Origin of the sequence: Rhizobium sp. PDO1-076, assembly GCF_000247475.1 — a bacterium.
Classification (GTDB): Bacteria; Pseudomonadota; Alphaproteobacteria; order Rhizobiales; family Rhizobiaceae; genus Allorhizobium.
Map to the genome: position 1 here is coordinate 19102 of NZ_AHZC01000384.1, position 10850 is coordinate 29951.

A 10850-nucleotide genomic window follows, 5' to 3' on the forward strand; every position below is an offset into this window, starting at 1 on the left:
CCATGAGCTATGACCAGAAGCGCGTCGTCGACGCGATCCGTGCCTTCGAAGCCGGCGAGATCGTCGTCGTCATGGACGATGACGGCCGCGAGAACGAGGGCGACCTGATCGTCGCGGCTGTGCATTGCACGCCAGAAAAGATGGCCTTCATCGTGCGCCATACATCGGGCATCGTCTGTGCGCCGATGCCGAAGGAAGAGGCCAAGCGGCTGAACCTTTCAGCCATGGTCGCCGACAATGACAGCGCCCATACCACCGCGTTTACCGTTTCGGTGGACTTCAAGCACGGCACATCGACCGGTATTTCAGCCGACGATCGTACCCTCACCGTGCGCAACCTCGCCAATCCCAATGTCGGCGCCACCGATTTCGTCCGGCCCGGCCATATCTTCCCGCTGGTTGCGCGCGAAGGCGGCGTTCTGATGCGGTCGGGCCATACGGAGGCTGCGGTCGATCTGTGCAAGCTGGCGAACCTGCCGCTGATCGGGGTGATTTCCGAACTGGTCAATGACAACGGTACGGTGATGCGCGGCCCGCAGGTTGCGTCCTTTGCCGAAGAACATGGCCTGAAGCAGGTGTCGGTCGCCGACCTGATCGCCTATCGCCAGCGTAAGGAAACGCTGATCCAGCTGCATTCGAGCTTCGATATCCAGACACCCTATGGCACGGCCAAGGGCCACAGCTACTCGCTGCCCTGGGATCCGATGCAGCATCTGGCCGTGGTGTTCGGCGACATCCGCGATGGCGAGGACATTCCGGTGCGCCTGCATCTCGAGCATGTCGGCGCCGACGTCTTCGGCAACAACCGGCAGATTGACGGCGTCATGAAGAAGATCGCCGAGAAGGGTCGCGGCGTCATTGTCTACCTGCGCGAAGGCTCTGTCGGCGTCGGTGTCTCGACCACCGCGCGCACCGGCAAGCTCGACCGGGAAGCCCATAGCGAAGCCCAGGTCCGCGAGAGCGAATGGCTGGAGATCGGGCTTGGGGCGCAGATCCTGAAGGATCTCGGCGTCACCTCGATCCGGCTGATGTCGTCGCGCGAGCGTCACTATGTCGGCCTCGAAGGCTTCGGCATCAAGATCTCGGCGACCGAGATCGTCTGAGGAATACCGGGTGCCCTTGGCATCCGGGCGTCCTTGGCATCCAGGGTAGCCATCGCGGGCAATGCCGCAAGGCGTCACACCACCCCGGACCTTCGGCCCGACCCTCCCCCTCAAGGGGAGGGTGGTGGAACCGCCATCCGGTCGGAGCGATCGGCGGGCGCGACCTCCCCCTTGAGGGGGGAGGTCGACGCGAAGCGGCGGGTGGGGGTGATCCCCCCTGTGCGATCTCGAATTCTTGGGCATTGCGGCGGGCGCCCCACGCCCGTGTCTTGCAGACCCCTGGCCTGTTCTTCTCTGCAGCAAGGCGTCAACCGCCTGATCTCTGGGAGGGGCCTTCGGTCCGGCCCTCCCCGTCAAGGGGAGGGTGGAGATGTGATCGGGCCTTCCGTGGTCGGCGCCGGGTTGCCGGACCAGACCAGCCGGTAGACATCGCCCTGCCGGACCGACTGCACGGCTGCGGGGCGCAGCACGGCGAAACAGGTGCCGCCCGGGTGCCTGACGGAAGGATAGACGATGCCGTTTGTCCCTGCCCTGCGGGCTGCTTCGGCCAGCGCATTGCCGCGTGGATAGCCATGCGTCTTGTCGGGGTCGAGTGCACCATGTTGCGGCTGTGGGCGCAGATCGACGAAATCGCCCGACAGGCTGCAGAACATCTCGGCATAGTCCACCACGGCGTTGAAATCGCCGGCCCTGGCGAGGAACTCCGTCATGTGGAAGGCGATTTCTGCGAGGCAGGTTTCGACGGCCAGCGCGGAATACCAGGCGCCGCGGTCGGCACCGTTGAAGCGGTTGGGCTCGCGCGGCTTGGCATAGGCAAAGCAGGCATTGATGAAATGCGCATGCGGCACGTCATAGACCAGTTCATTGGCGGCGAGCCCGGAAATGCCGCGCGTTTCGGCCACGATCCTGTTGCTGGTCGCCGCCTCGATCTCGGCCAGTTCGGCCAGTTCATCGGCAGTATCCACCAGCGACGCGAGCACGGCCTGGCGCAGGCGCGCGGTCGAGACGAGCCGCACGGTCCTTGGATAGGCGATCGTGACGATCGGTGCGCCATCGACCTGCAATCAGAGCCCTCCGCGCACGGCGTCGACGTAGCGGCGGACCTCGAGCATATGGGGTATGCCGCCCTCGATCATGGCAGCGAGCGGTGTCCGGCGATCAAACAGCGGTCCGGAATTTTCCAGCGACAGCCAGCGATCGGCCATGCTGTCGGCAAACAGCAGGTGTAACCCCTTGTAGATGCCGGTCAGGGCGGAGATGCGCGTCATCTGGTCTTGGCTCAGTGTCTTGACCACCGTTTCCGGCTTCAACCTTTCCCAGGTACTGACGGAAACGCCGAGAAGGGCAGCCGCCTGCTGGCTGGTCAGGTCCCATTGGGCGACGATGCGGCGATAGGCCTTCAAGGCCGTCTTCGACAGCCGCTCGCGATCAGCCTCGGCGGCAAAACCCTGCGGCCTTGCGGCTGTCTGTGCCTGCGTGCGGTCGAGCATTTCCAGCATGGACCATCCTCCATCAAATGATAGGTAGTATATACGTCATTTGATGGAATTTACAAGGATTCCGGCGCACCGATCTTCATCGCCATGCCGAGCGAGCGCGGCGCGGTCTCGACAAAGCCGAACTGCTGGTAAAGCCTGTTGGCCGGCACGTCGGCGATCAGGCTGACATAGGCGGTGGCTGGCAAATGCGCCTGCATGTAGTCGGCAAGGGCCGACATGATGCGCTTGCCCAGCCCCCTGCCCTGATGCTCGGGCAGGACAGCTATATCGGTCACCTGATAGAAGCAGCCGCCATCGCCGATGATGCGGCCCATGCCGACGATCTCTGCGCCCTGCATCAGCGAGACGCCGAAGATCGAGCCCGCCAATCCACGGGTTGCGGCTTCCTCGGAAAACGGGCTGAGGCCTGCCTGCTGGCGCAGTCGGAGATAGTCTTTGACGGCAGGCGTGACAGGTTCGATGCGATAGGCGTCAGAGGTGGCGGACATTGCGGCAAATTTTCCTGCTTGCGATGGGGATCAATTGGTAGGCACCGGGTGATCGAAAGAGCCTGCGCTAGCCGAGCCAGCCGTTGCGCAAGATGACCTGCTCGACGCCGGCGAAACGGGCGAGACGGCCCAGTTCCGCCTGCAGTCTTTCCAGGCGTCCGGCAGAGGGGCGCACGCCCGGTTCCAGCCACAGGCGCTTGACGTCGAGCGCGCCCGCCTTGCGGTCGGCCTTCATGTCGATACGGCCGATCAGGCGGTCGCCTTCGAGCAGCGGGAAGACATAATAGCCGTATTGGCGCTTCGCTTCGGGCACGAAGACCTCGATGCGGTAGAAGAAACCGAACAGGCGTTCGGTGCGGTTGCGGTCGCGGATCAGCGGATCGAAGGGCGAGAGCACGCGGATGCGGGCCGGCGGCTCGGGCGCATCCAGCAGGGCAGGCAGGCTGGCGGCGAAGGCGAAAGACGGGCGCGGCTTGCCATCGACCGTCCCGATCAGCACCTCCTCCAGTTCCTCGCGATGTGCGGTCACCCAGGCCTTCGCCTCGTCGGGCGTGACGATATCGAAAAAGGCGGCGATCTCCCCGGAGGTGGCAAAGCCCAGGCGCGTGAGTGCGGCCCGGCAGGCCCAGTCGACGAAACTGTCGTGATCGACTTCGCCGGCATGGTGTTCGCCCGGGATGACGCGCTCGGACAGGTCGTAGACTTTCTGGAAATTCTCCCGCCTTGCGATCGACAGCTTGCCGGTGTGCCAGAGGAATTCCAGCGCCGTCTTGTTGGGATGCCAGTTCCACCAGCCGCCGGATTTATGGTCCTCGGCCTTGACGTCGCGCGACAGGATCGGCCCGCCAGACCGGATCCGCTCATAGGTCTCCACGAAAGCCTGGTCGAAACCCTCGCCCTGCCATTTGCGCCAGTTTTCGAGGATCTTCGCCTCACGGCGCCGAAAACGATGTTTCCAATAGGGGAAGAAGGCGGACGGGATGATCGAGGCATCATGCGTCCAGTGTTCGAAGAGGGAGCGGTCCTTTTCAAGCAGATGCAACAGATCCTCGCGCCGGTAGGTCTGGCTGCGGGAAAACAGGATCTGGTGATGGGCGCGCTCGACAACCTGGATGCTGTCGACCTGAACGAAACCGAGGTCATGGATCAATCCATAGAGACCGTCGCGACCGAGCGCCTTGTGCGGCGGGCGCGACAGCCCCTGTCGCTCGAGGAAGATACGTCGCGCGTGCGGATTTGAGATCGGAATCGCCATGAGATGAGGCTAGCGGATGTTCGTGGTTTGTTCAATGCGTGTTTGGCGAAGATTCTCCGATGAGCTTGCCGGCAGACATAACTTCCGCTGCCCTCTCATCCGCCTGCCGGCAACTTCTCCCCGTCTTGACGGGGAGAAGGAGTCCGCCGTAGCCGCTCCATCCCCTCTTCCGCCTGCGGGAAGATGGCCAGGGTGAGGGGCAAACGTTCAATGCCTCGGGCAATACCTCGGGTGGACAGGCTAGCACTTACGCCCCGCCCCGATTATAGAGACGGCTTGGATCAGAGAGCTTGGACAGGGTGTTTGGACGCGTGCAGATCATCTTCGACCAGACCCAACTCCGCTACGGCGAACATTCAGCGCTTGCGCCGCTTACGCTTTCGCTGTCGGAACCGCGGATCGGCGTGATCGGCCTCAACGGCTCGGGCAAAACCAGTTTCGCCCGGTTGATCAACGGTCTTGCCAAGCCGACATCCGGGACCGTCACTCTGGACGGGCTGGATACGGTGAAGGACGAGAGGGCGGTCATGGCGAAGGCCGGCTTCATCTTCCAGAACCCGGCCAACCAGATCATCCTGCCGATCATCCGCGACGACATCGCCATGGGGCCGAAAAGCCGGGGGCTGAAAGGACCAGCGCTTGAGGCCGCGGTCGACAGCGTGCTGGACCGTTTCGGAATTGCCCATCTTGCGGACCGCCGGCCACATGAACTGTCGGGCGGCGAATTGCAACTGGCAGCGCTGGCCGCGGTGGTGGTCACCGAACCGGGAGTGATCCTGTTCGACGAGCCGACCAACCAGCTCGACCTGAAGAACCGGGCGATGGTCAAGGCGGCAATCGAGGGGCTTGCCCAGCATGCGATCGTCATCACCCATGACCTCGACCTGATTCGCGATTATCCGCGTGTGCTGGTTTTCCACGAAGGGGCGCTCGCCTTTGATGGCGCAGGGACCGAGGCCGTTACCCACTACGTGGAGATTGTCGGCGCATGAGGAGCCTCTATCACGACGGCCGCACAGTGATGCACCGCCTGCCCGCAGGCGCCAAGCTCGCTGGCCTGATGGTCGTCGCTGTGCTGCTGTTCCTGACGCGCTCGATCCCGCTGCTGGCGTTTGCCATGCTGGCGACCGGCACGATCTATCTGGGCCTCGGCCAGCCGCTGCGGGTGGCGATCCGCCCGCTGGTCCCGATCCTTGCCACCATTCTCGCCGTGGTCGGCCTGCATCTTCTGTTCAACGGCGTCGAGGAGGCGAGCGTGACCGGCCTTCGCCTGACGGCGCTGATGCTGTTGGCCGCAAGCGTCACGGCGACGACGAGCATTTCGGACTTCATCGCGGTGATCAGCCAGGCGGCGATGCCGCTGGAGCGGCTGGGGCTGCTGAAGGCCGCCGATATCGGCCTTGCGGTCGGGCTGGTCGTGCGCTTTGTCCCGGAAATCATCACGCGCTATGATGCGATCCGCGAGGCACACCGCGCCCGTGGGTTGACGCCGAAGGCCGGCACGGTCATCGCGCCGCTGATCATCGCGACGCTGAAGGATGCGGACAGCATCGCCGCCGCCATTGACGCGCGCGGCATTCGCGGGCAGTGAAGCTGGATCATGTTTATCAGGGGGATCTCATGAAGACACGCGACCTCGTCCTTATCGCACTGTTTGCCGCCATCATCGTGGCACTTGGTGCCGTGCCGCCGATCACGCTCGGTTTCATTCCGGTGCCGATCACCGCCCAGTCGCTCGGCGTCATGCTGGCCGGCGTGGTTCTCGGCGCCAAACGCGGTGTTCTTGCGGTGGCACTGGTCATCCTGCTTGTGGCGATCGGCCTGCCAGTGCTGTCGGGCGGACGCGGTGGTCTCGGTGTCTTCGCCGGCCCGACCGTCGGCTTCCTGCTCGGCTGGCTGCCGGCCGCCTATGTTACCGGCCGGATCGCCGAGGGCTTTGCCGGTTACACCTTCGCGGCGACCAAGCAGACACTCGGCTTCATCGCCGCTGCCGCCATCGGTGGAGTTCTGGTCCTCTATCTGTTCGGCATCGGCTATCTCGCCTTCGGCGCCGGCCTCGGACTGGAAAAGGCCTTTTACGGCTCGATGGCCTTCATCCCGGGCGACCTGATCAAGGCCGTCGTCGCAGGTCTTGCCGGACGTGCCGTGATGGTCGGCTACCCGATCCTGCACCGGAGCGCGTGAGCAGACTGGTCAGAATGCCAACCCAACTGCATTGGCAAAGATCGAGCTCGGGTGTTGAGTGACCGGCTGGACATAAGCGAGCCTCTGGTCCGCGCGCTGATCGCGGACCAGTTTCCACAATGGGCGGCACTGCCGGTTCGAAAGGTGGTGCCCGGCGGCTGGGACAACCAGACCTTCCGGCTCGGCGAAACGATGTCGGTGCGGTTGCCCAGCGCTGGGAGCTATGCGGCGCAGGTGGCGAAGGAACAACAAATCCTTCCTGTGCTGGCGCCGCAACTGTCCCTTCCGATCCCGACCGCGCTCGCAAAGGGACAAGCGTCGTCACACTATCCCTTTGCTTTCGGCATTTATGGCTGGATCACGGGCGAACCGGCCATGGCAGCACAGATCGCGGACATGACCGGATTTGCCGACCGGCTTGCAGGTTTCATCCAATCCCTGCATCGGGCCGAGACCGCCGGCGGCCCGCCGGCCGGTCCGCACAATTTCCACCGCGGCGGCGACCTGGGCATCTACAGCGCTGAGACTGTCGCGGCGATCGCCGAACTTGCGGACGAGATCGATGGCAACGTCGCGACCGCGATCTGGAATGAGGCACTTTCCAGCCATTGGGTGCGGCCACCGGTCTGGGTTCACGGCGACATCGCGCCGGGCAATCTGCTGGTGGCAGACGGGCAGCTTGTCGCCGTGATCGACTTCGGTACGGCCGCCATCGGCGATCCCGCCTGCGATCTGGTCATTGCCTGGAATTTCCTCCACGGCGAGGCGAGAGCGCGATTTCGCACCGCCTTGCCACTGGATGACACGACATGGCAGCGTGCAAGAGGCTGGGCGCTGTGGAAGGCACTGATTACAACGGTTGACATGCGCCGCAGCGGAGCACCTGCGCTGGACGGGCAGCGTCGAATTCTTGCCGTCATCCTGAGTGAGAAGCTCTGAAATTTACCTCAGATACCGATACAGCCAGTCGCGCGTGTCTTCGGGAAGCGCCACCGGTTCCGTGGTATCGGGATCACGCGCCGTCCAGATCACGTCGACCTCGGCTGACGTCTGGCCATCCTTGTCGAACAGGACCTCGAAGCCGAGCGACTTGCCGCCGATCTTGTCGATCTTGACGGTGAGCGTGACCTTGTCTTCGAAGCGCAGCGGAAAGAAAATCCGCAGTTCGAGCTTGGACACGGCATACGTGGGCTCGTCTTCGAGCGGCGGGCGATAGCGCCAGAAATGCGTGAGAGCGGCCTCCGCATGGGTGACATAGGCAGCCGCCTGCATCTCGCCGGACATGCCAATGTCGCGATAGGGAATGGTGAGTTGGCTCACCTCGACCCGTTCGATCTCATTCATGAATAAGGCCTGTCTTTCCATGGCTTTGGCACATTTAACGGCATTGGCTAAAAGATAACAAGCTCAGCGGCAAACCATCGCGAAACAGGGTAAACCTCGGACCGCCGGTCGAATACGGTAAAAACGCCGTCTAGCGGTGGAAGATGGGCTACGGGCGCGTTATGTACAGCCTCGACCGAGGAAGGATGCCATGACCACACATCTCTATGAGAACCCGCTGTTTCTCGAGCACAATACGCCGCCCGGCCATCCGGAACGGGCCGACCGGCTGCGCTCGCTGAACATCGCGCTGGAGCATCCGAACTTTGAACGGCTGGTGCGGATCGAGGCGACACAGGCCAACGAGGACGCGGTAACACTGGCGCATCCGGAAGAGCACCTGTTTGCGGTGATGCGCCAGATCCCGGAGGAAGACGGCGAGATCAACCAGATCGAGGCCGACACCTATGCCTCGCCGAAAAGCCTGCAGGTGGCGCTGACCGCGATCGGCGGCGCGCTTTCAGCCGTCGACGACGTGATGACCGGCAAGGCCGACAACGCCTTTGTCGCCGGACGGCCGCCGGGCCACCACGCCGAAAAGAGCAAGGCGATGGGCTTCTGCCTGTTCAACACGGTGGCGATCGCCGCGCGTCATGCACAGACAGTCTATGGCGTCGAGCGTGTCGCGATCGTCGACTGGGACGTGCATCACGGCAACGGAACTCAGGACATTTTCTGGGATGATCCGTCCGTGCTGTTCTGCTCGACGCATCAGATGCCGCTTTATCCCGGTACCGGCGCCAAGGACGAGACGGGCACTAAGAACAATATCGTCAACGCGCCGCTTTCGCCCAATGTCGGCTCCGACCACTTTCGCGAAGCGTTCAAATCGCGCGTGCTGACGGCACTGCATGACTTTTCACCCGACCTGATCCTGATCTCGGCCGGCTTCGACGCGCATCACCGCGATCCCTTAGCGCAGATCAATCTGGTCGGTGAGGATTTCGACTGGGCGACCGGGCGGCTCCTGGAAGTGGCCGATCGCTTTGCCAAGAACCGGGTCGTCAGCCTGCTTGAAGGCGGCTATGATCTGGAAGGACTGGCCGAATCGGCCGGCCTGCATATCGCTAGACTGATGAAGGGTTGAGTATGTCCGACACCGCTGCCCCCGCCGACCTGACCGGCTATTCCTTCGAAAAGGCCGTGGCCGAGCTCGAAAGCATCGTGGCGCGGCTGGAACGCGGCGATGTGGCGCTGGACGAATCCATCGCCATCTACGAGCGTGGCGAACTTCTGAAGAAACATTGCGAGACGCTTCTGTCGGCCGCCGAAAACCGTATCGAGAAGATCCGCCTCGACCGCGCCGGCAAGCCGGCCGGCGTGGAGCCGCTCGACGGGCAGTGAGCTGACGGTCGTCGCTCAGCCCGGACCTCGACCGGAACGGGAAATTCCCGTATATTGCCCCTATGGACAAGGACCTTGGATTGCCAAGCTGAGGGAGCATCGCGACGAGTTGTCGGCGGTGGGCGCCGAGCATGTGTCCGTTTTCGGTTCCGTTGCGCGCGGCGAAGCAACAGCAGAATCGGATCTCGACATTCTGGTCAAGCTTTCTCGACCAGTGACCGAATCCGGTCTCGGATATTTCAGTGCGCTTGCGATCCTTCAGCAAAAGATAACTGCCATCACAGGTTTTCAAAATGTCGATGTGATCGCCGAACCGATCGAAAAGGAGAATGTTCGGCGTTCCGTGGAACGGGATCGCGCCATTGCCTACTAAGCGCCCGTTGACCCGTATGCGCGATATCGTCGAAAACGGCCGAGCGATCGCCTTATTTAGCCAAGCGCAATCACTGTGCGAATCTCATCGTATCCCGCAGTCAGCGCTAACCCGTCACGATTGATAAGACCGGCCGCGGTCAGAATCTCGACGTCCTCATGCACCCGGCGGTAATCGCGCTTGAGGCTACGGGCCAAGGCCGCAACGCTATCCTGGGGATGACGGTGAAGATACCGCAACAACTCAAGGCGCTTGCCCGTCATGGTACGGGCAAAGGCCTCCCAATCGACAAAGGTGAGGTGCTCTTCCGAAACCGGATCTCCCGCCTCGGCGCGGTGCCATGCGTCGATAAAACGACTAGCAGCTTGGTCGAAGGAGCCGCCGACGTGGACTTTGATATCCTTGCTCATATTGTTTCACCTCTGGCCAATTCGACATCGCTTCTGAAGTCTGTGAGCAATCGCTCCACGGAGACAAATCGGTATGCCTCCTCACGTGGTCCATAATGTCTATGGTCACCTTTGCCGCGCTCGTTATCGTACAAGACGATGCGCTCGCCGGGCCGACCATAGAACAGCGAGTATTTCAGGAAATGCCGCGACGGTGGGACAGGCATGGGAACCCGCCAGACGGTCATCTCGAGAATGGCCCCATCGCTATAGATGATACGTTCACGAAAGAGCAGCTCGGCCTTCATATCGTCACTATGACATTCAACGCCATAAGCGTCAATCAATCGTATACCCCACAAGTTCCCCCAATATCGAACGCTGCGTCACGTCACAGAGGGCCATGGAGACTGTGCGTGGCGGCAATCCCGGATTACAGTGGCGGCACGATAAACCGGAGACTTGCGCCCATGTCCTTCTTTCCCGGCAATGACCCCGTTCCCGGCGATGCGTTCGCCTGCGATGCCATCGAACATCTGATCATCCCGCGCTCCAGCGATATCGGCAATTTTTCCGTGCGCCGGGCGCTGCCTTCGGCGAAGCGGCGGCTGGTCGGGCCGTTCATCTTCTTCGACCGCATGGGACCGGCCGTGCTGAAGGCGGGCGATGCGATGGATGTCAGGCCGCACCCCCATATCGGGCTCTCGACTGTCACCTATCTGTTCGACGGCGAGATCAAGCATCGCGACAGCCTGGGCACCGAGCTGGTGATTGCGCCCGGCGACATCAACCTGATGACCGCCGGGCGCGGCATCGTGCATTCGGAGCGCAC

16 protein-coding genes are annotated in these 10850 nt (G+C 62.6%); 9 read left to right on the forward strand and 7 right to left on the reverse strand.

Going from position 1 to position 10850, the window contains the following annotated elements:
* The first annotated feature begins 2 nt into the window (after positions 1-2).
* Positions 3-1103 (forward strand): 3,4-dihydroxy-2-butanone-4-phosphate synthase, encoded by a 1101-nt coding sequence (ribB, locus tag PDO_RS18280; protein ID WP_007605446.1) that lies wholly within the window; start codon positions 3-5, stop codon positions 1101-1103.
* Between the two features lie 353 nt (positions 1104-1456).
* On the opposite strand, the gene PDO_RS18285 is transcribed toward ribB, so the two are convergent.
* The 4 genes from PDO_RS18285 to PDO_RS18300 form a co-directional block, all read right to left on the reverse strand.
* Positions 1457-2167, reverse strand: a complete 711-nt coding sequence (locus tag PDO_RS18285) for an RES family NAD+ phosphorylase (RefSeq protein ID WP_007605447.1) — start codon at positions 2165-2167, stop codon at positions 1457-1459.
* The gene (locus tag PDO_RS18290) at positions 2168-2602 is read right to left on the reverse strand and encodes an antitoxin Xre-like helix-turn-helix domain-containing protein (RefSeq protein WP_007605448.1); all 435 of its coding nucleotides are present in this window, start codon (positions 2600-2602) and stop codon (positions 2168-2170) included.
* 50 nt (positions 2603-2652) lie between these two features.
* Positions 2653-3090: a GNAT family N-acetyltransferase gene (locus PDO_RS18295; RefSeq protein WP_007605449.1), complete on the reverse strand. Its 438-nt coding sequence runs from the start codon at positions 3088-3090 to the stop codon at positions 2653-2655.
* Between the two features lie 67 nt (positions 3091-3157).
* Positions 3158-4345, reverse strand: a complete 1188-nt coding sequence (locus PDO_RS18300) for a winged helix-turn-helix domain-containing protein (RefSeq protein WP_007605450.1) — start codon at positions 4343-4345, stop codon at positions 3158-3160.
* A 311-nt stretch (positions 4346-4656) separates the two neighbouring features.
* Here PDO_RS18300 and PDO_RS18305 point away from each other — a divergent pair, with 311 nt between their 5' ends.
* Genes PDO_RS18305 through PDO_RS18320 form a run of 4 tightly spaced genes read left to right on the forward strand, consistent with a single transcriptional unit; the run spans position 4657 to position 7468 of the window.
* Positions 4657-5337 (forward strand): ABC transporter ATP-binding protein, encoded by a 681-nt coding sequence (locus PDO_RS18305; RefSeq protein WP_037074614.1) that lies wholly within the window; start codon positions 4657-4659, stop codon positions 5335-5337.
* Positions 5334-5936 (forward strand): energy-coupling factor transporter transmembrane component T family protein, encoded by a 603-nt coding sequence (locus tag PDO_RS18310; protein ID WP_007605452.1) that lies wholly within the window; start codon positions 5334-5336, stop codon positions 5934-5936. Before PDO_RS18305 ends, PDO_RS18310 begins: the two co-directional genes overlap by 4 nt.
* A 29-nt stretch (positions 5937-5965) precedes the next feature.
* Positions 5966-6529 carry a biotin transporter BioY gene (locus tag PDO_RS18315; protein ID WP_007605453.1) on the forward strand — a complete coding sequence of 188 codons (564 nt, stop codon included), beginning with the start codon at positions 5966-5968 and terminating at the stop codon, positions 6527-6529.
* A 54-nt stretch (positions 6530-6583) separates the two neighbouring features.
* Positions 6584-7468 (forward strand): aminoglycoside phosphotransferase family protein, encoded by an 885-nt coding sequence (locus PDO_RS18320; RefSeq protein WP_037074606.1) that lies wholly within the window; start codon positions 6584-6586, stop codon positions 7466-7468.
* A gap of 3 nt (positions 7469-7471) precedes the next feature.
* Here PDO_RS18320 and PDO_RS18325 read toward each other — a convergent pair whose 3' ends face one another.
* Positions 7472-7873, reverse strand: a complete 402-nt coding sequence (locus tag PDO_RS18325) for an acyl-CoA thioesterase (RefSeq protein ID WP_007605456.1) — start codon at positions 7871-7873, stop codon at positions 7472-7474.
* Positions 7874-8063: 190 nt separating this feature from the next.
* Here PDO_RS18325 and PDO_RS18330 point away from each other — a divergent pair, with 190 nt between their 5' ends.
* From PDO_RS18330 to PDO_RS28430, 3 genes are all read left to right on the forward strand, one after another.
* Positions 8064-8999 carry a histone deacetylase family protein gene (locus tag PDO_RS18330; protein WP_007605458.1) on the forward strand — a complete coding sequence of 312 codons (936 nt, stop codon included), beginning with the start codon at positions 8064-8066 and terminating at the stop codon, positions 8997-8999.
* Positions 9000-9001: 2 nt separating this feature from the next.
* On the forward strand, positions 9002-9256 hold the full coding sequence (locus PDO_RS18335) for an exodeoxyribonuclease VII small subunit (protein WP_007605460.1): 255 nt from the start codon (positions 9002-9004) through the stop codon (positions 9254-9256).
* A gap of 133 nt (positions 9257-9389) precedes the next feature.
* Positions 9390-9629 carry a nucleotidyltransferase family protein gene (locus PDO_RS28430; protein ID WP_244426483.1) on the forward strand — a complete coding sequence of 80 codons (240 nt, stop codon included), beginning with the start codon at positions 9390-9392 and terminating at the stop codon, positions 9627-9629.
* A gap of 56 nt (positions 9630-9685) precedes the next feature.
* Here PDO_RS28430 and PDO_RS18345 read toward each other — a convergent pair whose 3' ends face one another.
* Both PDO_RS18345 and PDO_RS18350 read right to left on the reverse strand, forming a co-directional pair.
* Positions 9686-10039: an HVO_A0114 family putative DNA-binding protein gene (locus tag PDO_RS18345; RefSeq protein ID WP_007605464.1), complete on the reverse strand. Its 354-nt coding sequence runs from the start codon at positions 10037-10039 to the stop codon at positions 9686-9688.
* On the reverse strand, positions 10036-10326 hold the full coding sequence (locus PDO_RS18350) for a toxin-antitoxin system TumE family protein (RefSeq protein ID WP_007605466.1): 291 nt from the start codon (positions 10324-10326) through the stop codon (positions 10036-10038). Before PDO_RS18350 ends, PDO_RS18345 begins: the two co-directional genes overlap by 4 nt.
* A 162-nt stretch (positions 10327-10488) precedes the next feature.
* Between PDO_RS18350 and PDO_RS18355 the strand changes: the two genes are divergently transcribed.
* Positions 10489-10850: pirin family protein (locus PDO_RS18355; protein WP_007605468.1), on the forward strand; the 362-nt coding region annotated here is incomplete at its 3' end.

Coding starts and splice junctions, on each gene's coding strand:
- ribB (WP_007605446.1), top strand. CDS start 3: ATGAGCTATGACCAGAAGCGCGTCGTCGACGCGATCCGTGCCTTCGAA.
- PDO_RS18290 (WP_007605448.1), bottom strand. CDS start 2,602: ATGCTGGAAATGCTCGACCGCACGCAGGCACAGACAGCCGCAAGGCCG.
- PDO_RS18295 (WP_007605449.1), bottom strand. CDS start 3,090: ATGTCCGCCACCTCTGACGCCTATCGCATCGAACCTGTCACGCCTGCC.
- PDO_RS18300 (WP_007605450.1), bottom strand. CDS start 4,345: ATGGCGATTCCGATCTCAAATCCGCACGCGCGACGTATCTTCCTCGAG.
- PDO_RS18310 (WP_007605452.1), top strand. CDS start 5,334: ATGAGGAGCCTCTATCACGACGGCCGCACAGTGATGCACCGCCTGCCC.
- PDO_RS18315 (WP_007605453.1), top strand. CDS start 5,966: ATGAAGACACGCGACCTCGTCCTTATCGCACTGTTTGCCGCCATCATC.
- PDO_RS18325 (WP_007605456.1), bottom strand. CDS start 7,873: ATGAATGAGATCGAACGGGTCGAGGTGAGCCAACTCACCATTCCCTAT.
- PDO_RS18330 (WP_007605458.1), top strand. CDS start 8,064: ATGACCACACATCTCTATGAGAACCCGCTGTTTCTCGAGCACAATACG.
- PDO_RS18335 (WP_007605460.1), top strand. CDS start 9,002: ATGTCCGACACCGCTGCCCCCGCCGACCTGACCGGCTATTCCTTCGAA.
- PDO_RS18345 (WP_007605464.1), bottom strand. CDS start 10,039: ATGAGCAAGGATATCAAAGTCCACGTCGGCGGCTCCTTCGACCAAGCT.
- PDO_RS18350 (WP_007605466.1), bottom strand. CDS start 10,326: ATGAAGGCCGAGCTGCTCTTTCGTGAACGTATCATCTATAGCGATGGG.